Source organism: Methylobacterium amylolyticum (assembly GCF_030700245.1).
Classification (GTDB): Bacteria; Pseudomonadota; Alphaproteobacteria; order Rhizobiales; family Beijerinckiaceae; genus Methylobacterium.
Map to the genome: position 1 here is coordinate 24,719 of NZ_JAUYZI010000040.1, position 23,789 is coordinate 48,507.

Annotated in this window: 26 protein-coding genes; 12 read left to right on the forward strand and 14 right to left on the reverse strand. The window is 72.5% G+C overall.

Annotated features, from left to right (window positions below; translation table 11 throughout):
- Window positions 1-94: 94 nt before the first annotated feature.
- Both Q8W71_RS23795 and Q8W71_RS23800 read left to right on the forward strand, forming a co-directional pair.
- On the forward strand, window positions 95-1,048 hold the full coding sequence (locus tag Q8W71_RS23795; RefSeq protein ID WP_305527897.1) for a quinone oxidoreductase family protein: 954 nt from the start codon (window positions 95-97) through the stop codon (window positions 1,046-1,048).
- A gap of 49 nt (window positions 1,049-1,097) precedes the next feature.
- A complete protein-coding gene (locus Q8W71_RS23800; protein ID WP_305527898.1) occupies window positions 1,098-1,769 on the forward strand; it encodes a metallophosphoesterase family protein in 672 nt (223 codons plus the stop codon).
- A 34-nt stretch (window positions 1,770-1,803) separates the two neighbouring features.
- Here Q8W71_RS23800 and Q8W71_RS23805 read toward each other — a convergent pair whose 3' ends face one another.
- The 9 genes from Q8W71_RS23805 to hemA all read right to left on the reverse strand — a co-directional run bounded on the left by Q8W71_RS23805 (window position 1,804) and on the right by hemA (window position 9,823).
- The gene (locus tag Q8W71_RS23805; RefSeq protein ID WP_305527899.1) at window positions 1,804-2,892 is read right to left on the reverse strand and encodes a phytanoyl-CoA dioxygenase family protein; all 1,089 of its coding nucleotides are present in this window, start codon (window positions 2,890-2,892) and stop codon (window positions 1,804-1,806) included.
- 141 nt (window positions 2,893-3,033) lie between these two features.
- Window positions 3,034-3,405: a DUF423 domain-containing protein gene (locus Q8W71_RS23810; protein WP_305527926.1), complete on the reverse strand. Its 372-nt coding sequence runs from the start codon at window positions 3,403-3,405 to the stop codon at window positions 3,034-3,036.
- Window positions 3,406-3,407: 2 nt separating this feature from the next.
- On the reverse strand, window positions 3,408-4,070 hold the full coding sequence (gene yihA / locus Q8W71_RS23815; protein WP_305527900.1) for a ribosome biogenesis GTP-binding protein YihA/YsxC: 663 nt from the start codon (window positions 4,068-4,070) through the stop codon (window positions 3,408-3,410).
- A 1-nt stretch (window position 4,071) separates the two neighbouring features.
- Window positions 4,072-5,931 carry a membrane protein insertase YidC gene (gene yidC, locus Q8W71_RS23820; protein WP_305527901.1) on the reverse strand — a complete coding sequence of 620 codons (1,860 nt, stop codon included), beginning with the start codon at window positions 5,929-5,931 and terminating at the stop codon, window positions 4,072-4,074.
- The gene (gene rnpA / locus Q8W71_RS23825; RefSeq protein WP_305527902.1) at window positions 5,921-6,421 is read right to left on the reverse strand and encodes a ribonuclease P protein component; all 501 of its coding nucleotides are present in this window, start codon (window positions 6,419-6,421) and stop codon (window positions 5,921-5,923) included. The genes yidC and rnpA overlap by 11 nt, the downstream gene beginning before the upstream one ends.
- Window positions 6,422-6,491: 70 nt before the next feature.
- The gene (gene rpmH, locus Q8W71_RS23830) at window positions 6,492-6,626 is read right to left on the reverse strand and encodes a 50S ribosomal protein L34 (protein ID WP_238205808.1); all 135 of its coding nucleotides are present in this window, start codon (window positions 6,624-6,626) and stop codon (window positions 6,492-6,494) included.
- A gap of 164 nt (window positions 6,627-6,790) precedes the next feature.
- A complete protein-coding gene (locus Q8W71_RS23835; protein ID WP_305527903.1) occupies window positions 6,791-7,336 on the reverse strand; it encodes an adenine phosphoribosyltransferase in 546 nt (181 codons plus the stop codon).
- A gap of 80 nt (window positions 7,337-7,416) precedes the next feature.
- Entirely contained in the window at window positions 7,417-8,214 is a 798-nt protein-coding gene (locus Q8W71_RS23840) for an inositol monophosphatase family protein (RefSeq protein WP_305527904.1), read from the reverse strand.
- A gap of 319 nt (window positions 8,215-8,533) precedes the next feature.
- Window positions 8,534-9,823: a 5-aminolevulinate synthase gene (hemA, locus tag Q8W71_RS23845; protein ID WP_305527927.1), complete on the reverse strand. Its 1,290-nt coding sequence runs from the start codon at window positions 9,821-9,823 to the stop codon at window positions 8,534-8,536.
- Between the two features lie 341 nt (window positions 9,824-10,164).
- Here hemA and Q8W71_RS23850 point away from each other — a divergent pair, with 341 nt between their 5' ends.
- The 4 genes from Q8W71_RS23850 (at window position 10,165) to Q8W71_RS23865 (ending at window position 12,452) form a co-directional block, all read left to right on the forward strand.
- A complete protein-coding gene (locus tag Q8W71_RS23850; RefSeq protein ID WP_305527905.1) occupies window positions 10,165-10,341 on the forward strand; it encodes a hypothetical protein in 177 nt (58 codons plus the stop codon).
- Between the two features lie 83 nt (window positions 10,342-10,424).
- On the forward strand, window positions 10,425-11,714 hold the full coding sequence (murA, locus tag Q8W71_RS23855; protein ID WP_305527906.1) for a UDP-N-acetylglucosamine 1-carboxyvinyltransferase: 1,290 nt from the start codon (window positions 10,425-10,427) through the stop codon (window positions 11,712-11,714).
- A gap of 47 nt (window positions 11,715-11,761) precedes the next feature.
- Entirely contained in the window at window positions 11,762-12,064 is a 303-nt protein-coding gene (locus Q8W71_RS23860) for a type II toxin-antitoxin system HigB family toxin (protein WP_305527907.1), read from the forward strand.
- A 10-nt stretch (window positions 12,065-12,074) separates the two neighbouring features.
- On the forward strand, window positions 12,075-12,452 hold the full coding sequence (locus tag Q8W71_RS23865; protein ID WP_305527908.1) for a helix-turn-helix domain-containing protein: 378 nt from the start codon (window positions 12,075-12,077) through the stop codon (window positions 12,450-12,452).
- 57 nt (window positions 12,453-12,509) lie between these two features.
- Here Q8W71_RS23865 and Q8W71_RS23870 read toward each other — a convergent pair whose 3' ends face one another.
- Entirely contained in the window at window positions 12,510-12,818 is a 309-nt protein-coding gene (locus tag Q8W71_RS23870) for a hypothetical protein (RefSeq protein ID WP_305527909.1), read from the reverse strand.
- A 184-nt stretch (window positions 12,819-13,002) separates the two neighbouring features.
- Between Q8W71_RS23870 and Q8W71_RS23875 the strand changes: the two genes are divergently transcribed.
- The 4 genes from Q8W71_RS23875 to Q8W71_RS23890 all read left to right on the forward strand — a co-directional run bounded on the left by Q8W71_RS23875 (window position 13,003) and on the right by Q8W71_RS23890 (window position 15,848).
- Window positions 13,003-13,443 carry a DUF2948 family protein gene (locus tag Q8W71_RS23875; RefSeq protein WP_305527910.1) on the forward strand — a complete coding sequence of 147 codons (441 nt, stop codon included), beginning with the start codon at window positions 13,003-13,005 and terminating at the stop codon, window positions 13,441-13,443.
- 17 nt (window positions 13,444-13,460) lie between these two features.
- The gene (gene hisD, locus Q8W71_RS23880) at window positions 13,461-14,756 is read left to right on the forward strand and encodes a histidinol dehydrogenase (protein WP_305527911.1); all 1,296 of its coding nucleotides are present in this window, start codon (window positions 13,461-13,463) and stop codon (window positions 14,754-14,756) included.
- 105 nt (window positions 14,757-14,861) lie between these two features.
- Window positions 14,862-15,344 carry a UPF0262 family protein gene (locus tag Q8W71_RS23885; protein ID WP_305527912.1) on the forward strand — a complete coding sequence of 161 codons (483 nt, stop codon included), beginning with the start codon at window positions 14,862-14,864 and terminating at the stop codon, window positions 15,342-15,344.
- Window positions 15,345-15,377: 33 nt separating this feature from the next.
- Window positions 15,378-15,848 carry an arsenate-mycothiol transferase ArsC gene (locus tag Q8W71_RS23890; protein ID WP_305527913.1) on the forward strand — a complete coding sequence of 157 codons (471 nt, stop codon included), beginning with the start codon at window positions 15,378-15,380 and terminating at the stop codon, window positions 15,846-15,848.
- A gap of 171 nt (window positions 15,849-16,019) precedes the next feature.
- Here Q8W71_RS23890 and msrP read toward each other — a convergent pair whose 3' ends face one another.
- From msrP to Q8W71_RS23910, 4 genes are all read right to left on the reverse strand, one after another.
- Window positions 16,020-16,973, reverse strand: coding sequence for a protein-methionine-sulfoxide reductase catalytic subunit MsrP (gene msrP, locus Q8W71_RS23895; RefSeq protein ID WP_305527914.1), 954 nt, complete (start codon window positions 16,971-16,973; stop codon window positions 16,020-16,022).
- A 105-nt stretch (window positions 16,974-17,078) separates the two neighbouring features.
- Window positions 17,079-18,821 carry an AMP-binding protein gene (locus Q8W71_RS23900; RefSeq protein ID WP_305527915.1) on the reverse strand — a complete coding sequence of 581 codons (1,743 nt, stop codon included), beginning with the start codon at window positions 18,819-18,821 and terminating at the stop codon, window positions 17,079-17,081.
- A 144-nt stretch (window positions 18,822-18,965) separates the two neighbouring features.
- Window positions 18,966-19,706 carry a hypothetical protein gene (locus Q8W71_RS23905; protein WP_305527916.1) on the reverse strand — a complete coding sequence of 247 codons (741 nt, stop codon included), beginning with the start codon at window positions 19,704-19,706 and terminating at the stop codon, window positions 18,966-18,968.
- A gap of 109 nt (window positions 19,707-19,815) precedes the next feature.
- Window positions 19,816-21,324, reverse strand: coding sequence for a leucyl aminopeptidase (locus Q8W71_RS23910; RefSeq protein ID WP_305527917.1), 1,509 nt, complete (start codon window positions 21,322-21,324; stop codon window positions 19,816-19,818).
- 173 nt (window positions 21,325-21,497) lie between these two features.
- Here Q8W71_RS23910 and lptF point away from each other — a divergent pair, with 173 nt between their 5' ends.
- Window positions 21,498-22,658, forward strand: coding sequence for an LPS export ABC transporter permease LptF (gene lptF, locus Q8W71_RS23915; RefSeq protein ID WP_305527918.1), 1,161 nt, complete (start codon window positions 21,498-21,500; stop codon window positions 22,656-22,658).
- 8 nt (window positions 22,659-22,666) lie between these two features.
- Window positions 22,667-23,755: an LPS export ABC transporter permease LptG gene (lptG, locus tag Q8W71_RS23920; RefSeq protein ID WP_305527919.1), complete on the forward strand. Its 1,089-nt coding sequence runs from the start codon at window positions 22,667-22,669 to the stop codon at window positions 23,753-23,755.
- Window positions 23,756-23,789 lie beyond the last annotated feature (34 nt).

Here is a 23,789-nt window from a genome sequence, read left to right on the forward strand (position 1 = left end):
GGCCGGATCTGGCAGGATCGGCGCCTTTCCCACGACGCCCCGTCGCCAGTACCCATCCCGGCGGGGCGCCGGCGATCGAGCCGCGGAGACCGCGATGTCCGGGACCATGCAGGCGGTCCGCTTCCACGTGACCGGAAGCCTCGACGCGGTGCGGGTCGAGGCGGTGCCGCGGCCGGAGCCCGGGCCCGGCGCGGTGCGGGTGGCGGTGCGGGCGGCCGGCCTGAACCCGAGCGACGCCAAGAACGTGCTCGGGCGCTTTCCCTACACCACCGTGCCGCGGGTGCCGGGCCGCGACTTCGCGGGGGTGGTCACGGACGGCCCGGACGACCTCGTCGGGCGCCGCGTCTGGGGCACCGGCCGGGATCTCGGCTTCGACCGCGACGGGAGCCACGCCGAGTGGCTGACCGTGCCGGCCGACGGCGTCGCCCTGCTGCCGGACCGCCTCGCCTTCGCGCAGGCGGCGAGCCTCGGCGTGCCCTACACCACCGCCTGGGACGGGCTGGAGCGCACCGGGGTCGGCGCCGGCACGCGGCTGCTCGTCGTCGGGGCGGGGGCGGTGGGCCGGGCGGCCGCCGACCTCGCCCGCGCCCGCGGCGCGGCGGTCCACGTGGCCGTGCGGCGGCCGGACCAGGCCCGCGCCCTCGAAGCCGCCGGGTTCGAGGCCGGGATCTACCCCGACGGGACGGCGCTTCCGACCGGCTTCGCGGTCGCCTTCGAGACGACGGGCTACCGGCTGCCCGAGGCGATCCGGTCGCTCGCGCCGTTCGGCCGGGTCGCGGTGATCGCGGCGCCGCCCGGCGGCACGGTCGAGACGCCGGTGCTCGACCTCTACCGGCGGGGCGGCAGCCTCGTCGGGGTCAACTCGCTCCTCTACGACAGCCGCGCCTGCGCCCGGATGCTGGCGCGGATCGGCGCCCTGTTCGAGGCCGGCGACCTCGTGCCGGGCGCGGTGACGGAGGTGCCGCTCGCCGAGGCGGCCGCCGCCTACCGCGCGGTCGCGCGCGAGGGCGGCGACAAGGTGGTGCTGGCGATGCCGGGGACCGTTTGAATGCGACGGCCGCCTTGCCTCGCGCGCGCCCGCCGTGGATGAGTGCGGCATGGAGCCCGGGACGCTCACCTACGCCGTCGGCGACATCCACGGCCGCGCCGACCTGCTCGACGCGCTGCTGGAGCGGATCGCGGCGCACGCGGCGGGCCGCGACCGGCGGCTCGTGTTCCTCGGCGACTACATCGACCGCGGCCCCGACAGCGCCGCGGTGCTGCGCACGGTGAGCCGCCTCGCCTGGGCCGAGCCCGAGCGCGTCACCTGCCTGATGGGCAACCACGAGCGGATGCTGCTCGACGCGCTGGTGCGGGACGGCGCGGCCGGCCACTGGCTGATCAACGGGGGCGAGGCTACGCTCGCCGCCTTCGGTGCCCGGGACGCGGCCGGGCTGCCGCGCGACACCCTCGACTGGATCGAGGCGCTGCCGACCCTCCACGGGGACGCCGCGCGCTGGTACGTCCATGCGGGCTTCCGCCCCGGCGTGGCGCCCCCGGATTCCGAGCCGCACGACCGCCTGTGGATCCGCGAGCCGTTCCTCGACGGCGACCACGATTTCGGCCGCCACGTGGTCCACGGCCACACGCCCCGCCAGGACGGCCGGCCCGAGGTGCGGCGCTTCCGCACCAACCTCGACACCGGCGCGGTCTACGGCGGACCGCTCACCGCGGGCGTGTTCTCCGACGCGCGAGGGCCGGCGCTGGACTTCCTTCAGGTCCGCGGCTGAGGCCGTCCGGCGCGGGGCGCCGGACCGCGCGGGCTCAGGCGACGACCTTGTCCCGCACCGCGATGTCGGGGCTCGACGCGCCGCAGGTCGGCAGGCTCTCCACCGGGCCGTGCACCGCCGAGGTGCTGGCCGATAGGTCGTGGTAGCAGACGCAGCCTTCTGCGAAGTAGTGGTGCACCAGCGCCTTGCGGGAGTGGCGCATGTCCGCCCGGGCCGAGCCGCCGTGCAGCAGGTTGGCGTGCCAGAACAGCACGTCGCCCTTGCGGGCGATGAAGTGGTGCGGCGCCGCGCCGTGATCGGCGATCTCGCGCTTGATCGCCGGCTCGTAGCGCTCCCGGTAGGCGGTGTAGCCGCGCTCGCGGAACTCGTCGGTCGAGATGCCGACATCGTGGCTGAACAGGTAGGGCAGCCGGTGCGTGCCGGGGTAGTAGACCAGCGGCCCGGAATCGGCGTGGATGTCCTCCATCGCCACCCAGCAGGCGGCGAGATAGCCGAGCGGGTAGGTGGTCATGTGGATCGAGTCCGAGTGCTCGGACTGCTGGCTGCCCTTGTGCGAGGCGATGGTCTGGAACGGGATCGCGGGCCGGCCGAGCACCATGCTGCTGAAGTTGACGAGCACCGGGTGCCGCAAGAGCCGGTCGAGTTCCTCGACCTTCAGGTGCGGGTTGAGGTAGCGGCCCGGATGGGGGTCGTCCTCGGCGGCCTTCTCCGGCGCCAGCGTCAGGTCGCCCCGGGCGATCGCCGCCTCGTAGGCGCCCCAGGCCTCGTCGATCGTGTCCGGATCGATGGCGCCGCGGGCGACGTAGTAGCCGTTCTCGACCCAGAACCGGCAGATCTCGGCCTGCTTCGGGGTGATCTCACGCCGCGCCACGCGCCGGTCGATGATCGCCGGGGCGTCGGGCTGGTCGAGCCAGGGGCTCGGCCCGGATTCCGGAAAGCTCTCGGCGCGGAACACCTTGATGCAGCCGATCTCGACGGGCACGTCCGCGTCGACCGCGTAGGACGGGCCGGCCTCCGGCTCGGGCGGCACCGGCAGCGCGTCGTCGCGCCCGAGCGCGAGGTTGCGCGCCGCCATGGTCAGGCTGCGCCCGAGGCTCGACACCCGCGAAAGTCCCTGGGTCACGCTTCGCCCCCTTCGGGTCGCTTCAATCTGGTCCCCGGCATACAGACGCGCGTCTATGGCCGGATCGGGGCATCCGCGGGAACAAACGCCGGCCGGAGGCCCCGCGACGGCAGATCGCGCGCCGGGCGTGTCCCGCGCGCCTCAGCGGCGGCCGGGCACGAGGGCGCACAGGAGGCCGGCGGCCCAGCCGGCCATCAGCAGGATGCCCCCGGCCGGCGCCGCCATCGGGAACAGCGCGCGGCCGGCGAGCGCCCGCAGGGCGAGGTCGCCGCAGAACAGGACGAGGCCGAGGGCGAGCAGGCCCGCCGCCGCCCGGGACAGGCCTGGACGCACGAGCCCGGCGGCCCCGAACCCGGCGAGGGCCAGGATCGCGGGAGCGTGGAACAGCAGGAACTGCGCGGCGGTCTTCAGCGAATCGGCGCCGGCGACGTGGGCCGCGGCCGCGCTGGCCGCCACGCCGAGCAGCCCGGCGAGGCAGGCGGCGGCCGCGAGCGCCCGCTCGGGCCCGGGCAGGATCACGCGCCGCGCTCCGCCAGCAGACGCGCCACCGCCGCGCGCAGGTCGGCCACGCCGCTGTCGTCCCGGCTCGACGTGAGGAGCACCTGCGGATACGCCGCCGGGCGCTTGGCGAGGCCGGCCTCGACGCCGCGGATGCGGGCTTCGACCTCGCCCTTCTTCAGGGCGTCGCCCTTGGTCAGCACCACTTGGTAGCTCACGGCCGCCTTGTCGAGGCCGTCGAGCACGTCGGTGTCGATGCTCTTCAGGCCGTGGCGGCCGTCGATCAGCACGAACACGCGGGCGAGGTTGGCGCGGCCCTTGAGGTAGGCGTGGATCAGCCGGGTCCAGGCCTCGACCTTGGCCTTCTCGACCGCGGCGTAGCCGTAGCCCGGCATGTCCACGAGGGCGAAGCGCTCGGCGATCCGGAAGAAGTTGAGCTGCTGCGTGCGCCCCGGCGTGTGCGAGACCCGCGCCAGCGTGTTGCGGCCGGTGAGCGCGTTGATCAGGCTCGACTTGCCGACGTTCGAGCGCCCGGCGAAGGCGATCTCGACGCCCTCCATCGGCGGCAGCCGGTCGAGGGTCTGGGCCGCCGCGTAGAAGTCGGCGCTGCCCGCGAACAGGACGCGGCCGGCCTCGACGAGGCCGGCCGCGTCCGCGTCGTCCGTGTCCGGTCCGGTCACGTCAGCTCTTGGTGGCGGCGGGCTTCGAGCCGCCCTTCGCGCGCCGGAACGTGTCCCTGAGGTTGTCCCACAATTCCACCTTCACGCCGTTGCGGCGCATGATGACGTATTGCTGGATCACCGACAGGGTGTTGTTCCACGCCCAGTAGATCACCAGGCCGGCCGGGAACGAGCCGAGCATGAAGGTGAAGATGATCGGCATGAAGGTGAAGATCTGCGCCTGGACCGGGTCCGGGGGCGCGGGGTTCATCTTCATCTGCACGAACATCGTCACGCCCATGATCAGCGGCCAGACGCCGAGATGGACGAAGTCGGGCGCGGGGTAGGGCAGCAGGCCGAACAGGTTGAGGATGCTGGTCGGATCCGGTGCGGCGAGATCGTGGATCCAGCCGAAGAACGGCGCGTGCCGCATCTCGATGGTGATGAACAGCACCTTGTAGAGCGCGAAGAACACCGGGATCTGGATCAGCACCGGCCAGCAGCCGGCGACGGGGTTGATCTTCTCCTTCTTGTACAGCTCCATCATCGCCTGTTGCTGTTTCATCTTGTCGTCCTTGTACCGCTCCCGGATGCTGGTCATCTCGGGCTGGACGGCCTTCATCTTGGCCATCGAGACGTAGGAGCGGTTGGCGATCGGCAGGAACAGCAGCTTGAGGCAGAAGGTCACCACCAGGATCGACACGCCGAAGTTGCCGAACAGGTGGTAGAAGAAGTCCAAGGCCCGGAACATCGGCTTGGTGATGAAGAAGAACCACCCCCAGTCGATCATCAGGTCGAAGTGCTTGATGCCGAGGTCCTTCTCGTAGGCGTTGATGAGGTTGACCTCCTTGGCGCCGGCGAACAGGCGCTGTGTGGCCGAGGCCGAGGCGCCGGCGGCGAGGTTGATCGCGTCGCCGCGCACGCTCGCCTGGTAGACGTTGGTGCCGCCCTCGGTCCGGTCGGTGAACGCGCCGGTGTAGGGGACCGCCTGATCGGGGATGGCGGCCGCCGCCCAATACTTGTCGGTGATGCCGACGAAGCCGCCGGTCACGTTGGACCACGCCTTGCCGCGGGTGTTGGCGCCGCCGTAGGCGCCCTCCTTGGCGAGCTTGTCGTAGGTGAACTCCTGCAGGCCGTCGTTGCCGAGATAGCCGATCAGGCCCTCGTGCAGGACGTAGTAGCCCTGGGTGTGCGGCTTCCCCCAGCGCGAGACGAGGCTGTAGGGGTAGAGCGTGACCGCCCCGGTGCCCGCGTTCTCGACCGAGTCGCGCACCGTGAACATGAACTTGTCGTCGACCGCGACGATGCGCTTGAAGACGAGGCCGGCGCCGTTGTCCCAGGTCAGCGTCACCGGCTTGCCGGGCGAGAGGGTCTGGCCGTTCGCGGTCCAGAGCGTGTCGCCGTTCGGGAGCGGGCCGGCATTCGCGCCGACCCAGCCGAACTCGGCGTAGTACGGCGTCTCGGTGCCGACCGGCGAGAACAGCACGATCTCCGGGCTCTTCGGGTCGACGGTCTCGTGGTAGTTCTTGAGCTTCACGTCGTCGATGCGCCCGCCCTTGAGGGCGATCGAGCCCGCGAGCGCGGGGGTGTCGATCTGCACCCGCGGCGAGCGGGCGAGCGCGGCCTCGCGGGAAATGGGGCCTCCCGCCGGGGTCGGCGCGGTGCCGGGCGCGGGCGCGGCCGGGCCGCCCTCCTTCGGCGACGGCGAGGGCACGCCGTCCGGGGTCACGCCCGGGGCTTGCTGGGTCTGCGCGGCCCGGTTCTGCGCCTCGATCTGGCGCTGCTGCTCCACCCGCGGCCCCGCGACGAAGTACTGCCAGCCCAGCAGGACCAGCAGCGACAGGCCGATGGCCACGAACATGTTCGTCTTGTCATTGCCCATCGAGGACACCGCCGCACGGGTTCGAACTGTGGGTCGGCGCGGGATCCGGATCCGCGCGCCGGGACGATGGGGATTCCGGCCGGCCGGCGCCGCCCGCGTTCTTCGTGCGTCCGGGCGGCCGGTCGCCGCGCGGCTTGCCGGGGCGGATCACCTGGGGGATCGCGCGGCGCAGATCCTCGGCGAGCGCCGAGAAATCGGCGTCCAGCGCCGGACGGCGGGCGATCAGCACGATGTCGGCGGGGGCCGCGGCGATCTCGGGCGGCAACTCGGCCGCCACACGCTCGGCGACGGCGCGCAGCCGGCGCTTGATGCGGTTGCGCTCCGTGGCGTGGCCGACGCGCTTGGTGACGGTGAAGCCGAGCCGCAGGCCGCCCGCGGCGTCCGTGCCGCGCGGGCGGCCCTGCGCCGTCATCCGCTCGGTGTGAAAGCGGCGGCCCTCGGCCGCGGCCAGGAAGTCCGGTCGCTTCTTGAGCCGTTCGATCGCAGCCATCGATGGTCCGATCCCGGCCCCAAGCCCCGTCAGACGGGCCGATGCGGGGCCCGGCGGGCCCCGTCCCGTCTCAGGCCGACAGGCGCTTGCGGCCGTGGGCGCGGCGGCGGGCCAGCACCTTGCGGCCGCCGGCCGTGGCCATGCGCGCCCGGAAGCCGTGGCGGCGCTTACGGACGAGCTTACTCGGCTGGTAGGTTCTCTTCATGATTCTGCCTCGAAGGTCGGCGCGCTCGCGGACGGCGGCATGCCGCACCCGACCTTCACGCGTCCAGGATGTCTCGCAAACACGAAGGGCGCCCAGAAAGGCGCCACGTCGCGGGTGGCGGGCTTATGGCGGATGGGCCTGCGCAAGTCAACGATTCGAGGGGGTCAGTGACCCTCGAACTCCATCAGCGTGCGCACCTCGACGCCGAGGTCGCGCAGGCGCTGCGCACCGCCGATCTCCGGCAGGTCGATGACGAAGCAGGCCGCGACGATCTCGGCCCCGATCTGCTTGAGGAGGTTGATGGCGGCGGTCGCGGTGCCGCCGGTGGCGATCAGGTCGTCGACCAGGAGCACCCGGTCGCCGGGCTTCACCGCGTCGACGTGGATCTCGATCTCGTCGGTGCCGTATTCCAGCGCGTAGGCCATCTTCACGGTCTTGTGCGGGAGCTTGCCCTTCTTCCGGATCGGCACGAAGCCGCAGGAGAGCTGGTGGGCGATGGCGCCCCCCAGGATGAAGCCCCGCGCCTCGATGCCGGCCACCTGCGCGATGCCGCCGCCCGCGTAGGGGTGCACCAGCGCGTCGACCGCCCGGCGGAACGAGCGCGGATCGCTGAGCAGGGTGGTGATGTCGCGGAAGATGATGCCGGGCTTCGGGTAATCCGGGATCGACCGGATCGAGTCCTTCAGCGCGACGTGACGGCGGGCTTGCATGCGGGCCTTCCCTGACGAGACGGCGCGTTAAAGCAGAAGCCCGCCCGGGAGGCCAGTTGCCGGCTCAGGCGGTCGCCGGCTCAGGCGCCCTGCGCCTTCTTGAGGATCGCCAGCAGGTCGCGGTGCAGGCCCTCGTTGCCGCAGGCGACGGAGCGGGCGGCGAGCGGCTCGGCGGCGCCGTCGGCGGAGGTGACGAAGCCGCCGGCCTCGCGCACCAGGGCGACCCCGGCCGCGAAATCGTAGGTCTGGAGGTCGCGTTCCCAGTAGGCGTCGAGGCGCCCGCAGGCGACGTAGGCGAGGTCGAGCGCCGCCGAGCCCATCCGCCGCGTGCCCCCGGAGACCGCCATCACCGCGCCGAGCTCGCGCAGCAGCCGCGGGTGGCTGCCGCGGCCGAGATAGGGCGTGCCGTAGCCGATCAGCGCGTCGGCCATGTCCTGCCGGGCGGAGACCCGCAGGCGGCGGTTGTTGAGGTAGGCGCCCTTGCCGCGCTCGGCGACGAACAGCTCGTCCTTGATCGGGTCGAACACGACGCCGGCCACGATCTGGCCGTCGCGCTCCAGCCCCACCGACACCGCGAAGTGCGGCACCCCGTGCAGGAAGTTGGCGGTGCCGTCGAGGGGATCGATGTGCCACGTGTGGCTCTTGTCGGTGCCCTCGATGATCCCGTTCTCCTCCAGCACCATGCCGTAGCCGGGCCGGGCCTTCAGCAGCGCGTCGCGCAAGACCTCCTCGGCCTTGCGGTCGGCGGCCGAGACGAAGTCACCGGGGCCCTTGCGCGACACCTGGAGGTTCTCGACCTCGCCGAAATCGCGCCGCAGGCCGCGGGCGGCCTTGCGCACCGCGTCGACCATCACGGTCATGAGGGGGGAGGAGATCATTTCGTTTCGGACTTCTCGGCCGCGGATTCGCAGGGGGTGGTTACAGGCGCGCACAGGAAATGACGAGCCCGCGGTGGGGACCGCGGTTATCGTTTCGGTCGGGCTCCAGCATCGCCGGAGGTGTTCCCTCCCCCTCTTTGCGGGGGAGGGTGGACCACGCGTGAGCGAGGGTCGGGAGAGGGGAGCGCGGCTTCAGGCACGGTCGCGGCCATGGATGCCGGGCGCCCCATCTTGCAACGGCGCTCCCCTCACCCGACCCGCTTCGCGGACCACCCTCCCCCGCAACGGGGACAGGGAGCGCACGCGCTGGAGCCGGCGGCTACTCCGCCGCCTCGACGAACACCGTGCCGGCACGCGGCAGGTCGAGCGTCTCCCAGGTCTCGACCAGGGCCGCGGTCAGCGTCTCGATATGCGCCACCCCGTGGAACGGCGAGGGCGTGATGCGCAGGCGCTCGGTGCCGCGGGGCACGGTCGGGTAGTTGATCGGCTGGATGTAGATGCCGTGGCACTCCAGCAGGTGGTCGGCCGCCGCCTTGCACAGCTCGGCATCGCCGACCATCACCGGCACGATGTGGGTCTCGGTGGCGAGCACCGGCAGGCCGGCCGCGGTGAGCGCCGCCTTGGTCGCGGCCGCCTGCCGCTGGTGCGCGGCGCGCTCGGCGCCCGAGCGCTTGAGGTAGCGCACCGAGGCCCGGGCGGCGGCCGCCACCGCCGGGGGCAGCGCCGTGGTGAAGATGAAGCCGGGCGCGAAGCTGCGCACCGCGTCGCAGATCGCGGCGGAGGCGGTGATGTAGCCGCCGACGCAGCCGAAGCCCTTCGCGAGCGTGCCCTCGATCACGTCGACCCGGTGCATCACCCCGTCGCGCTCGGCGATGCCGGCCCCGCGCTCGCCGTAGAGGCCGACCGCGTGGACCTCGTCGAGGTAGGTCATGGCGCCGTAGCGCGCGGCGAGGTCGCAGATCGCGCCGATCGGCGCCACGTCGCCGTCCATGGAGTAGACCGACTCGAACACGATCAGCTTCGGCCGGTCGCCGGCCGCGCGCAGCAGCTCCTCGAGATGCCCGAGGTCGTTGTGGCGGAAGATGATCTTGTCGCACCCGGAGTGGCGCACCCCCTCGATCATCGAGTTGTGGTTGAAGGCGTCCGACAGGATCAGGCAGTCCGGGATCAGCTTGGCGATCGTCGAGATGCCGGCCTGGTTCGAGACGTAGCCGGAGGTGAAGACGAGGCCCGCCTCCTTGCCGTGCAGGTCGGCGAGTTCGCGCTCCAGGTCGACCAGCGGCGAGGTGTTGCCGGCGATGTTGCGGGTCCCGCCCGCGCCGACGCCGCAGCGGGTCGCCGTCTCGGTCATCGCGCCGACCACCTCCGGGTGCTGGCCCATGCCGAGGTAGTCGTTGGAGCACCACACGGTGATCTCGGTGACCGTGCCGTCCGGGCGGCGCCACTTGGCGGTGGGGAAGCGGCCGGAGATGCGCTCGATGTCGGCGAACACGCGGTAGCGCCGCTCGCCGTGCAGCCGCTCCAGGGCGCCGCGGAAATGGCGCTCGTACTCGGCCGGCCCGGGCCCGACGCGCGTCTCGCCCACCGGGGTGAGCGTCGTGCTGGGCATCCGCGTGACGGCCATCGAGAATCCTTGACGTTGTCCGGCGCCCGCTCGGGAAACGGGCCGTAAACCCCTGGCGGGGCTGCGTCTCGTCGCCCGCGGGGTATACAGGATCGCGGCGGATCTGGAACTGGTTCAAGGTGAAACTCCGCCAGACCCGCACTGCAACCCTGGGACGGGGCCGGACGGCGCGGCATCGGGGCGGTCTTCGCGATGCGGGCGGGATCGGCGCCGCCGGGGCGTGGGCGCACGACCCCTGGGTTGCGCGGGCGGGCGGCGCGGGCCCGTCATGGGCCCGGGCGGCGACGAAGGGTCGCGAAGCGTGAGCGGCAGGCAGGATCGACGACATGGCCGGCGAGACGACCGACACCCGCGCCGAGCGCCTGAAGGCGGCGCTGCGCGAGAACCTGCGGCGGCGCAAGGCGCAGGGGCGCGGCCGGGCGGAGGCCGTCCGGCCGCCGGACGCGGAGCGCCCCGACGCTCCGGACCGGCGCGGTCCCGATTCGGACAAAACCGGGCTCTAGGCTAAGGCCAAGCCTGGGCGCCCGCGCGCCCGTCGAGGGATACGGCCGGCGCCCACGGGGATCCGGCCCCACGGACGAGCACGATGGACCGCATCCACATCACCGGCGGCACGCCGCTCAACGGCGTGATCCCGATCTCGGGCGCCAAGAACGCGGCGCTGCCGCTGATGATCGCCAGCCTGATGACCGGCGAGACGCTGGAACTCATCAACGTGCCGCGGCTCGCCGACATCACGGCGCTGCTGCGCATCCTCGGCAACCACGGCGTCGATCACATGGTGGTCGGCAAGCGCCCGGGGCAGACCGCCGAGACCGGCCAGACGATCCGGCTCACCGCCTCCAACGTCATCGACACCACCGCGCCCTATGAGCTGGTCTCGACCATGCGCGCGAGCTTCTGGGTGGTGGCGCCGCTGCTCGCCCGGTTCGGCGAGGCCAAGGTGTCCCTGCCCGGCGGCTGCGCGATCGGCACGCGCCCGGTGGACCTGCTGATCATGGCGCTGGAGCGGCTCGGCGCCCAGATCGAGATCGACGGCGGCTACGTGGTCGCCAGGACGAAGAACGGCCTGCGCGGCGCCGAGATCGCCTTCCCCAAGGTCACGGTCGGCGGCACCCACGTGGCGCTGATGGCCGCCGCGCTCGCCTACGGCACCACCGTGATCGAGAACGCCGCCCGCGAGCCGGAGGTGGTCGACCTCGCCGAGTGCCTGAACAAGATGGGCGCGCGCATCCGCGGCGCCGGCACGCCGCGCATCGAGGTCGAGGGCGTCGCCCGCTTGTCGGGCGCCCGCCACGCCGTGCTGCCCGACCGGATCGAGACCGGCACCTACGCGATGGCGGTGGCGATGGCCGGCGGCGACGTGGTCCTCCAGGACACCCGCGCCGACCTGCTGCACTCGGCCCTCGACGTGCTAGCCACCACCGGCGCCGAGATCAGCCAGGTCGAGGGCGGCATCCGGGTCCGCCGCAACGGTGCCGGCATCGCCGCGGTCGACATCACCACCGACCCGTTCCCGGGCTTCCCCACCGACCTCCAGGCGCAGTTCATGGCGCTGATGACCCTGGCCAAGGGCAGCTCGCACATCCGCGAGACGATCTTCGAGAACCGGTTCATGCACGTGCAGGAGCTGGCGCGGCTCGGCGCCAGGATCCGCCTCGACGGCGACGTCGCCATCGTCGAGGGGGTGGAGCGCCTGAAGGGCGCGCCGGTGATGGCCACCGACCTGCGCGCCTCGGTCTCCCTGGTGATCGCGGGGCTCGCCGCCGAGGGCGAGACCCAGATCAACCGGGTCTACCACCTTGACCGCGGCTTCGAGGCCCTGGAAGCCAAGCTCGGCCGCTGCGGGGCGCGGATCGAGCGGGTTCGGGCGTAGCGACCGACGGACCTTGTTTCCAATCGGGGAACACCCTACGCTGATCCATGCGGGTCATCGCATTCAGCACGTTGCGCACGTTCGCCCGGACACATCCGGGCGCCGAGCCTGCGCTGGTTCGCTGGCACCGGCTCATGAAGCAGATCGCGCCCGGCAGCATGTCGGACGTGCAATCCGTCTTTCCGAAGGCGAAGGTGCTGAACGGTGACCGGGTCCGGTTCGAGGTCGCGGGCGGGCAGTATCGCCTGATCGCGGCCTTCGATTTCGAGCGGCAGATCGTCTTCGTGAAGTTCATCGGGACGCATCGTCAGTACGACGCGGTCGATGCGCTCACCGTCTCTCTGTTCTAGGAGGCTGTCCGTGGAGATTAGGCCGATCCGGTCGGAAGCGGACCACGCCGAAGCCCTGCGGGAGATCGACCGCCTCTGGGGCGCCCCGCCCGGCAGTCCTGAGGGCGACAGGCTCGACGTGCTGGCGACGCTTGTCGAAGCCTACGAGAACGAGCACCACCCGATCGCGCCCGCCGACCCTGTCGAGATGCTGCACTACGCCATCGACGACATGGGCCGCTCGCAGGCGGAACTGGCGGAACTCCTCGGCTCGCGGGCCCGCGCCTCGGAGATCCTGAACCGCAAGCGACACCTGACCCTCGCGCAGATCCGGACGATCAGCGCGGCGTGGCGCCTGCCGATCGCGGTGCTCGCAGCGCCCTACCGCCTGGACCGCGACGCGGCCTGACGCCCCGAAGGCCCGCCCTCATCCCTTCCCGCCGGCGCGCTGTCGGGTCCAAAAAAATCAGCCGCCGATGGCGCCGCGCTTGAGGCCGAAGCCGGGGATCTCACAGGCGCAGGGGGCGTTCAGCGGCCCCGGCCGGGTCGGGCAATTGCCGCGGGCGGTGATGCAGACGCGGCCGAAGCCCCGGCGCGGGCCGCCGTAATCGTACCCGCCGCGGTAGCGGGGACTCTCGTCGTAGTAGTCCGGTGGCGGCAACGGCCGGTGGGGCGGGTCGTCGTCGTCGTCGTCGCTCTCGAACTGCGCGCTCGCCGGAGCCCCGGCCAGCGCCAGGATCGCCAGGCCCGCCAGCGTGATCCGCCTCACCGTCATGCGCCCTCCCCCCGCCGAGGCGGCCCGACCGGGATGGATCATGGACGGCCCCCACCCCCCGCGCCAGCCCCGCCGGATCCCGGCCGCGGGGGATGCCGTTGCCCGGACGGGGCCGCGTCGCTACCTACGCCGGGCCGCCGGCCGCGCGGCGCCACACCCATCCGAAGATCCACCGGGACCCATCATGGAGCTTCTGCGGCTCGCCGCCCTCGACGGCGAGGACCTGACCGTCCTCTCGGCCCACCTTCAGGACGCGATCCTGCGGCCCGGAGACCTGACCTACCTCGCCGGGGAGCACCGCTTCCTGATGGCGCTGCGCCGGTTCGACTGGTCGGACGCGGACGGCGCGCCGCGCCGCCGCCTCGCGGGGCTGCACGTCGAGCGGGTGCTGAGCGTGCGCACCAAGGGGCTGAAGCCCGGGGACGACACGCCGCTCAGCCTGCTCGCCCTGACCTTCGAGCCGACGGACGCGCCGTCCGGGCGGATCGATCTCGTCTTCTCCGGCGGCGCCGCGATCCGGCTCGACGTGGAGTGCGTCGAGGTGCGGATGAAGGATCTCGGACCGGTCTGGGAGGCCTCCGGCCGTCCCGGCCACGACGACGCGGCCGCCGGCCCCGCCGCCTGAACACGGAAAGCGCCACGATGGTCCGCCTGGACAGCCGAGATCCCGCCTTCGCCGCCGACTTCGCGCGCCTGCTCACCGTCAAGCGGGAGATCGCCGAGGACGTGGACGAGGCCGTGCGCGCCATCATCGCGGAGGTGGTGGCGCGCGGCGACGCGGCCCTGGTGGAGTACACCCGCCGCTTCGACCGGCTCGGCGCCGACTTCACCGCCGCCGCGCTCCGGGTGAGCGAGGCCGAGATCGAGGCGGCGTTGGCCGCCTGCCCGGCCGAGGCGCTGGAGGCACTGCGGCTCGCCGCCGGGCGGATCGAGGCGTTCCACGCGGCGCAGCGCCCGAGCGACCACAGCGCCACCGACGCGCTCGGCGTCACCGCGGGCTGGCGCTGGACGGCGCTCGAATCGGTCGGGCTCTACGTCCCCGGCGGCACGGCGAGCTACCCGTCCTCGGTGCTGATGAACGCGATTCCCGCGCGGGTGGCCGGGGTGCCGCGGGTGGTGATGGTGGTCCCGACCCCCGACGGGGTGCTCAACCCGCTGGTGCTCGCCGCGGCGCGATTGTCGGGCGTGCACGAGGTCTACCGCGTCGGCGGGGCGCAGGCGGTGGCGGCCCTGGCCTACGGCACCGAGACGGTCGCCCCGGTGGCCAAGATCGTCGGACCCGGCAACGCCTGGGTGGCGGCGGCCAAGCGCCGGGTGTTCGGGCAGGTCGGCATCGACATGATCGCCGGCCCGTCCGAGGTGCTGATCCTCGCCGACGGCGACGCCAACCCGGACTGGATCGCCGCCGACCTCCTGGCCCAGGCCGAGCACGACACCGCCGCGCAGGCGGTGCTGATCACCGACAGCGCCGACCTCGCCGAGGCCGTCGAGGCGGCGGTGGAGCGGGCGCTCGCCACCCTGCCCCGGGCCGAGATCGCCCGGGCGAGCTGGCGCGACTTCGGCGCGATCCTCCGCGTGCGGACCTTCGACGAGGCGGTGCCGCTGGTCGACCGGATCGCCCCGGAGCACCTGGAGATCGAGACCGCCGACGCGGACGCCCTCTCGAAACGGATCCGGAACGCGGGGGCGATCTTTCTCGGCTCGCACACGCCGGAGGCGATCGGCGACTACGTCGGCGGCCCGAACCACGTCCTGCCGACCGCACGCTCGGCCCGCTTCTCCTCCGGGCTCGGGGTGCTCGATTTCATGAAGCGCACCACGGTCCTGGCCTGCACGCCGGAGAGCTTGCGGGCGCTCGGCCCGGCGGCGATAACGCTCGGCCGGTCCGAGGGCCTGGAGGGCCACGCCCGCTCGGTCGCGATCCGGCTGAACCTGTGAGACGCCGGGCGGCGCCGTTCCGGTCAGGGTCTTGATGGTGCATCATTCTCGCCGCCGAACCGGTGACCGCATCGGCGCGTGATGCTTGAGGGTGGGACGGTCGGAATGGCGGAGAAGGAGCGCGGGCCGAACCGCCTCGTGGCGGTGAGCCTGGACGAGGCGTCCATCGCCCGCGGCAGCCCGGACCAGGAGCACGAGCGCGCCATCGCGCTCTACGACATCCTGGAGGACAACAGCTTCGCCATCCCCGGCCGCGAGGGCCCCTACGCCCTGACGCTGGGCCTCGTCGAGAACAAGCTGTCGTTCGCCATCACCACCGCCGAGGGCGAGCCGGTGATGACCCATCTCCTGTCGCTCACCCCGTTCCGCCGGGTGATCCGCGACTACGAGATGATCTGCGAGAGCTACTTCGCGGCGATCCGCACCGCCTCGCCGAGCCAGATCGAGGCGATCGACATGGGCCGGCGCGGACTGCACAACGAGGCCTCCGACACCCTCAAGCAGCGCCTCGACGGCAAGGTCGACCTCGACCATGACACCGCGCGGCGCCTGTTCACCCTGATCTTCGCCCTGCACTGGAAGGGCTGAGCGGTGGCGGTGCCGCACCGGGCCTGACGCGCGATGGCCGAGCCGCTCCCCGACGCCGCGCCGAAGAAGCGGCGGGTGCAGTCCGTGCTGTTCATGTGCAACTTCAACGCCGTGCGCTCGCCCGCGGCCGAGGCGATCGCCCGGCACTATTTCGGCAAGTCGGTCTACGTGCAGTCGGCCGGCGTGCGCTCCGGGGAGCCGGTCGATCCGTTCATGGTCGCCGCGCTCGACGAGATCGGCATCGACGCGACCCGGCACCGGCCGCGCACGATCGAGGAGCTGGAGGACTGGGAGGGGCTGAACTTCGACCTGATCGTCACCCTGTCGCCGGAAGCCCACCACCGGGCGCTGGCGGCGACCGACATGATCGCCGCCGAGGTCGAGTACTGGCCGACCCCCGACCCGACGCTCGTGCAGGACGGCTCCCGCGAGGCGCGCCTCGACGGCTACCGCGACGTGCGCGACGGCCTGACCCGGCGGATCCGGGCACGGTTGAAGGGCTGATACGGCTTCCGGCCGAAGGGTTCGGGATCGACGCTCTCCGTCTTTGCGAGCGGAGCGAAGCAATCCAGGGGCGCCACCGTCTCAAACCGCGCGCTGCCCTGGGTCGCTTCGCCTACGGCTCGCGATGACGGCGCGGGCCCGGATCACCGAACGGTTCACCCGGAAACGGCCTCACACGAACAGCCGCTCGCCTTCGAGGCCCTTGTAGAGCCCCGCCACCTGCTCGCCGTAGCCGTTGTAGATCAGCGTCGGCACGCGCGCGTCGGTGCCGAGCACCCGCTCGCTCGCCTGGCTCCAGCGCGGGTGCGGCACCGCCGGGTTGACGTTCGCCCAGAAGCCGTACTCGGAGGCCTGCAACCCCTCCCAGAAGGTCTTCGGGCGGTCCGCGGTGAAGGAGACCTTCACGATCGACTTGACCGACTTGAAGCCGTACTTCCACGGCACCGCGAGGCGGATCGGCGCGCCGAACTGGTTCGGCAGCGGCTTGCCGTAGACCCCGGTGACGAGGAAGGCGAGGTCGTTGCCGGCCTCCGCCAGCGTCAGCCCCTCCACGTAGGGCCAGGGGTAGTAGAACACCCGCTGGCCCGGGGCGGTCGCCTTGTCCATGAAAGTCTCGAAGCGCACGTACTTCGCCCCCGAAGCGGGCTTGGCGAGCGCCACCAGCTTCGACAGCGGGAAGCCGGTCCACGGCACCGCCATCGACCACGCCTCGACGCAGCGGTGCCGGTACAGCCGCTCCTCCAACCCGACCTTGCGGACCAGGTCGTCGACGCCGATCTCGAACGGCTTCTCCACGAGGCCGTCGATCCTGAGCGTCCAGGGCCGGGTCTTCAGCGCGTTGGCGGCCGGCAGCACGGTCTTCGACATGCCGAATTCGTAGAAGTTGTTGTAGTCGCCGCTGAACCGCTCCGGCGTCACCGCCCGGTCGAGCGTGTAGGCCGGGTTGCGGGCGGCCGGGTAGAGCGCGGCCTCCTCGGTCGCGGCGAGCGCCGCGCGGCCGCCGAGCAGGGATCCGGCGGCGAGCCCGGCCGCGCCGCCGAGCAGCGCCCGCCGGTCGAGGAACACCGATTCCGGCGTCGCCAGATGCTCGGGGATCTCCCAGCCGCGCCTGCGCCTGATCAACATGGCCGCCTCCTCCGTCGCCCCTGCCGCCGAGAGATCGGCGATGGCCCGGCCGCGCGCAACCGCGACCGCCTCACCATTCGGCGGGACCGGCGCCCGGGTTACGCCCTATTGCGGCGGAGCGGGCGGCGGGAAATCGTCGCGCAGGACGCGGCGCAGCACCTTGCCGACGTTGGTCTTCGGCAGCGCCTCGTGCAGCATCACCGCCCGCGGCACCTTGTAGCCGGTGAGCTGGGTGCGGGCGTGGGCGCGCAGCACGTCGGTCGACACCTCGGGGTCCTTCAGCACGACGTGGGCGACCACCATCTCGCCGGTCTCGTCGCTCGGCGCCCCCACCACCGCGCATTCGAGCACGCCGGGATGGCCGGCCAGCACGTCCTCGACCTCGTTCGGGTAGACGTTGAAGCCGGAGACGAGGATCATGTCCTTCATCCGGTCGACGATCCGGACCTGCCCGTCCGCCTCCATCACCGCGACGTCGCCGGTGCGGAAGTAGCCGTCGGCGGTGGTGGCCCGGGCCGTCTCGTCGGGCCGGTTCCAGTAGCCGCGCATCACCTGCGGTCCGACGACGCACAACTCGCCGGGCTCGCCCCGCGGCACGGGCTGTCCGTCCGCGCCGCGGATCGACACGACCGTCGAGGGCAGCGGGAAGCCGATCGTGCCCGAGAACGCCGTGAGGCCGCGCGGGTTGGCGCAGACCACCGGCGACGTCTCCGAGAGGCCGTAGCCCTCGATGATGGTGTTGCCGGTCAGCGCCTTCCAGCGCTCGGCCACCGCCCGCTGCACTGCCGTGCCGCCGCCGACCACGAAGTCGAGGGCGGAGAAGTCCACGCTCCCGATCTTCGGGTGGTTGATCAGCACGTTGAACAGGGTGTTGACGCCCATCAGGTGGGTGAAGCGGTGCTGGCTCAGCGTCTTCACGAAGCCGTCGCAGTCGCGCGGGTTCGGGATCAGCAGGCAGCAGCCGCCGCTGCGCATGAACTGGAAGAAGCAGGCGGTGAGCGCGAAGATGTGGTAGAGCGGCAGGGCCGTGACCACGCAGCGCCGCACGCTCGGGTCCTTCGACCCGAACCAGACCTGGGCCTGCTCGACGTTGGCCATGATGTTGCGGTGGCTCAGCATCGCCGCCTTGGCGATGCCCGTCGTACCCCCGGTATATTGCAGGAACGCCAGATCCTCCGGCTCCACCGCCACGGGCCGCGGCGCGCCGCGCGATCCCGCCCGCAGCGCGTCGTCGAGCCGGATCGCGAGGCCGGCGGGCAGGCTGTAGGGCGGGACCGCCTTGCGGACGCGGCGGCTGACGAGGTTGACGATCCGGCCCTTGAGGCCGAGCCCGTCGCCGGGCCCGACGAGGACCACGCGCCGCAGCGCGATCTCGGGCAGCGCCTTGGCAACGGTGTGCGCGAAGTTCTCCAGGACGATCAGCACCTGCGCGCCGGAATCCTGGATCTGGGCGGCGAGCTCGCGCGGCGTGTAGAGCGGGTTGACGTTCACCACCGTGGCGCCGGCCCGGAGGATTCCGAAGATCGCCGCCGCGTAGGCCGGAACGTTCGGCAGCATGATCGCCACCCGGTCGCCCTTGGCGACCCCGTTCGCCTGAAGCCACCCCGCCAGCGCCAGGGCCGACCGGCCCATCGCGGCGTAGGTGATGTCGGAGCCGAAGCAGGTCACCGCCGGCCGGTCGGCGAAGTCCCGGATGCTGGCCTCGAACAGGTCGACCAGCGTGCCGAGGCCGGCCACGTCGATCTCCGCCGGCGTGCCGGGTGGGTAGGACGCGAGCCAGGGGCGCTCCGGCGGGCCGTCGCCGGACAGGCGCGCGGCCGGACCGGGCTCGATCACGCGCGACTCCATACCGTTCCTCCCGCGGGCGCGGACTGTGCCGCCGCGTCCCGTCCCCTTACGCGACCGGTCCCGAGTGTGCGGGAACGGGCGGCCTTCGGCAAGGCGACCTTCGGCAAGGCTGTCTCGGTCAGGCGACCTGCGGCGAGACGCGCCTCAGCGGGGATCGCGCCGGCCGCGCAGGGCCGCGTGCGGCAGGGCGGCGAGGACGAGCAGGCCGGCGGCGAGCCCGGCCTCCGCCGGCGTCATCGCCCGGGCCGGCCAGGGCCCAAAGCCGAGGCCGCGGGCGAGGCCGAGGACCGCGGCGCCGAACCACAGGGCGAGGAAGGCCAGGGCCGCCGGCCACAGGCGCGCGAGGCGCGGACGCAGGCCGCGGTTGGCGGCGACCGCGAACACGCCGACCGTGCCGCCGAACAGGGCCGCCGCAACCCCGGCCCCCATGCCGTAGGCGAGCCACAGCGGCGTGCCGTTGAGGAAGGCCATGCTGCCGGTGGCGAAGCCGCCGCGCAGCACCGCGCCGCCGAAGGTCGGGTACAGGCCGGCGAGGCCGAGCACGACGATCCCGAGGGCGCAGAACGCCGCCCGGCGCGGGATCGAGGCCGGGCCGGGCCCCGCGGCGACGGCCACCAGCCGGGCGATCCCGTAGACCAGGGCGAAGGCGAAGAGCGGGTAGCGATCGAGGAAGAAGCCGTAGGCCAGGGGCTCGACGGCCTCGGGCAGGCCGGACCGCCGGCTGAGGCCGGTCGCCGCGACGACGGCGAGCGCCGCCAGCGTCGCGAGGACGGGCGTGACCGCCGCCAGCGAGGTCGAGGGTCGCGTCGCGGACCGGGCCGGCGGGACCGCGAGGGTGCCCGCGCCGGTGGTGTCGAGGAACGTGTCGGGACGAGCGGCGCGCATTCTCTAAGCCCTGGGCGGTCGAGCGGCTCGCGAAGGCGGTCGGGATTGCCCGTGCCACCCGTACACGTCATCCCTCCCCCGCAGAGGGGAGAGGGATATTGCCCGTACCCTATCGGCCCGCCGACCGCGCCTCGTAGTGGTCCCGCACCAGCCGGTCGAGGAGCCGCACGCCCCAGCCCGCCCCCCAGGAGCGGTTGATCTCGCTGGCGTTCGACGACATCGCCACGCCCGCGATGTCGAGATGGGCCCACGGCACCTCCTCGACGAAGCGCTTGATGAACGAGGCCGCGGTGGCGGCGCCGCCGTGGCGGCCGCCGGTGTTCTTCATGTCGGCGAACTTCGAGTCGATCGCCTTGTCGTAGGCGGGGATCAGCGGCATCCGCCAGACCTTCTCGCCGGTGGCCTCGCCGGCCGCCGCGAGGTTGCCCGCCAGGGCGTCGTCGTTCGAGAACATCCCGGCGATGTCCTGGCCGAGCGCGACGATGATCGCGCCGGTCAGCGTCGCGAGGTCGACGATCAGCTTCGGCTTGGCGCTGCGGACCACGTGGGTGATCACGTCGGCGAGCACGAGGCGGCCTTCCGCGTCGGTGTTGATCACCTCGATCGTCTGGCCGGACAGGGAGGTGAGGATGTCGGAGGGGCGGTAGGCGCCGCCGTCCGGCATGTTCTCGACGATGCCGATGGCGCCGACGACGTTGCACCGGGCCTTGCGCGAGGCCAGCGCGTGGAGCGCGCCGACCACGGCCGCGGCGCCGCCCATGTCGCCCTTCATGTCCTCCATGCCGCCGCCGGGCTTGATCGACACGCCGCCGGAATCGAACACCACGCCCTTGCCGACGAAGGCGAGCGGCGCCTCGCCGGCGGGGCCGCCGTTCCAGCGCATCAGCACGATCCGCGGCTCGCGGACCGAGCCCTGGGCGACGGCGAGCAGCGCGCCCATGCCGAGTGCGCGCATCCGGCCGGGCTCCAGCACCTCGACCTCGACGCCGAGCCGCGTCAGCTCGGAGGCGCGCCGGGCGAACTCCTCCGGGAAGAGCACGTTCGGCGGCTCGTTGACGAGGTCGCGGGCGAGGATCACGCCCTCGGCGAGCGTCCGGGCGCCCTCGCCCTCGCGCCCGCCGCCCGCGGCGTCGGCGAGCAGCAGGGTCAGGGCGGTGCCGGCCTTGTCCTCGGCGTCGGGCTTCTTCTTGGTCTTGTAGCGCTCGAAGGCGTAGGCCCGCAGCCGCGCGCCCAGCGCGAAGGCGCCGGCCTGCGCGGCCGTCGCGGCGGTGCCCGGCCAGTCCAGCACGACGCGGGCGCTGCGCCCGGAGAGCTTGCCGGCGGTGAAGCCGCCGAGCACCGTCCAGTCGAGGGTGGAGCGGTCCTTCTCGCTGCCGAGCCCGATCACCACGAGACGGTCGGCGGAGACGCCCGCGGGCGCGGGCAGGCTGAGCGCGCTCAGCGAGCGGCCCTTGAACTTCTCCGAGGCGGCGGCCCGGGCCACGAGATCGGCACCCGCCCCGCCGAGCGCGTCGCGGGCGGCGCCGCCCAGGGCGAGGTCGTCGCCGACGAACACCACGAGGTCGCCGGTTCCCGCCTGCCCCAGGGGCCCGAAACCGATGTCGATACCGTCCGCCATTCCCGCCGTCCTGACCGCCGTCTTCGAGCCCGCGCGCTGCCGCGATGCGCAATCCGCCCTGTGTAGCCGCTGAGCCGGAGAACGCAACGCGACGCGGCAGCCCTCGAATCGCCCCACTTGTCCCCTTCCTCGCCGCCTCCACGGATCGAGCGCGGTGACGGGCCGGCGGGCCGATGAGGCAGATCGAGCGCTACATCTTCCGCATCGCGCTGGGCGCGAGCCTCGCCTGCCTCGTCGGCCTCACCGGCACGATCTGGGTGACGCAGGCCCTGCGCGAGCTCGACCTCGTCACCGCCAAGGGGCAGACGCTCGTCGTCTTCCTGTTCGTCACCGCCCTGTCGCTGCCGACGCTGGTGGTGGTGATCGCCCCGGTGGCGCTGTTCATCGGCACGATCTACGCGCTGAACAAGCTCAACGGCGATTCCGAGCTGATCGTCATGGCGGCCGCCGGCATGCCGCCGCGCGCCCTGCTGCGCCCGTTCCTGACGCTCGCCCTGATGGTGAGCGTCCTCGTCGGCTTCCTCGTCGTCGCGGTGATGCCCGCGAGCTTCCAGGAGCTGCGCGACGTGATCACCCGGGTGCGCGGCGACTTCATCGCGAACGTCGTCAAGGAGGGGCAGTTCACCCAGCTCGACAACGGCATCACCTTCCACTTCCGCGAGCGCGGGGCCGGCGGCACCCTCGACGGGCTGTTCATCCAGGACCGGCGCGAGGCCGGCAAGACCAAGGTCTACCTCGCCGAGCGCGGCAACGCGGTGGACGTCGACGGCCAGAGCTACCTGATCCTTGAGCGCGGCAGCGTGCTCCAGCAGCAGAAGGACTCGCGCGATTCCTCGATCCTGACCTTCGAGCGCTACACGATCGATCTGGCCGCCTTCGCGCCGCCGGATTCCGACACGATCTACAAGCCGCGCGAGCGCTCGACGGCGCAGCTCCTGTTCCCGGACCGGAGCGAGGGCTACTACCAGATCCAGAAGGGCCGCTTCCGGGCCGAGCTGCACGACCGGCTGTCGGCGTGGCTCTATCCCATCGCCCTGGTGTTCATCGCCTTCGCCGCGCTCGGCGACCCGCGCACCACCCGGCAGGGCCGCGGCGTGGCGATCGGGGCCGCGATCCTCGCGGTGGTCGCCCTGCGCATCGCCGGCTTCGCCGCGGTGAGCGCGGCCGCGCGCAGCCCCGGCGCCGTGGCCGCGGTCTACGCCGTGCCGCTCGCCGCCATCGGCCTGTCGAGCCTGCTGATCTTCCAGGGCGCGCGGGTGCGGGCGTTCAACGCGCGGGTCGCTCGCGCCCTGCGGCGCCCGCCGGGCGGCCCCAACCTCGCGCCGGCCCGGTAACCCGTCGGATGCTGATCGGACCGACCCTCGGACGGTACTTCGCGGCCCGGTTCGTCCGGACCGTGCTCGGCGTGTTCATCACCGTGTTCGCCCTCGTCTACACCCTCGACTTCGTCGAGCTGCTGCGGCGGGCGGGCGAGGCCGAGGGCGCCTCCCCGGGCCTGATGGCGCAGCTCTCCCTCTACCGCACCCCGGCGGTGGCGGAGGGGGTGCTGCCGTTCGCGGTGCTGTTCGGCTCGATGGCGGCGCTGCTCCAGCTCTCGCGCAAGCTCGAACTGGTGGTGGCGCGGGCGGCCGGCATCTCGGCGTGGCAATTCCTCCAGCCCGGGATCTTCGTGGCGCTGGCGCTGGGGGCGGTGACGGTCGGGATCTACAACCCGGTCTCGGCGCTCCTGAAGCAGCGCTCCACCGAGATCGAGGCCAGGATCTTCGCGCGCGCGACGAAAGCCGCGTCCGGCAAGGACCTGTGGATCCGCCAGAGGGGGCTCGACGGCGAGGCGATCATCCGCGCCGAGACCGCGGTCGAGGGCACGACCCAGCTCGCGGGGGTCTCGGTGTTCACCTTCGACGAGGCGGGCCGGTTCGCCGCGCAGATCGTGGCCGCCACCGCCACCCTGCACGACGGCTACTGGGAACTCGCCGACGCGCGGCTGCTGCGCCCGGACGAGCCGCCGGAGGCCTACGACACCTACCTGATCGCCTCGAATCTCGACCCGGGGCAGGTGCGCCAGCGCTTCACCCCGCCGGAATCTGTGCCCTTCTGGCAACTCCCGGCGACCATCGCGCGGACGGAGCGGGCCGGGCTGGATGCCACCCGCTACCGCCTCCAGTACGATGTCCTGTGGGCGAGGCCGATTCTGTTCGTGGCTATGGTTATCGTGGCGGCAACCGTTTCCTTACGGTTCTTCCGCTTTGGTGGCGTCGGTAAACTCGTCCTCGGCGGCGTCGCGGCGGGCTTCGCCCTCTACGTCGTCCGTCAGGTCATGGAGGGCCTCGGCGCCTCCGGGCTCGTGGCCGCGCCGGTGGCGGCGTGGTTCCCGGCCGTGGTAGGGAGTCTTCTCGGTACGCTCACGCTTCTGTACCAGGAAGACGGCTGAGGCCGCGGCCCCACGGGGGACGGGAGACGGGTTT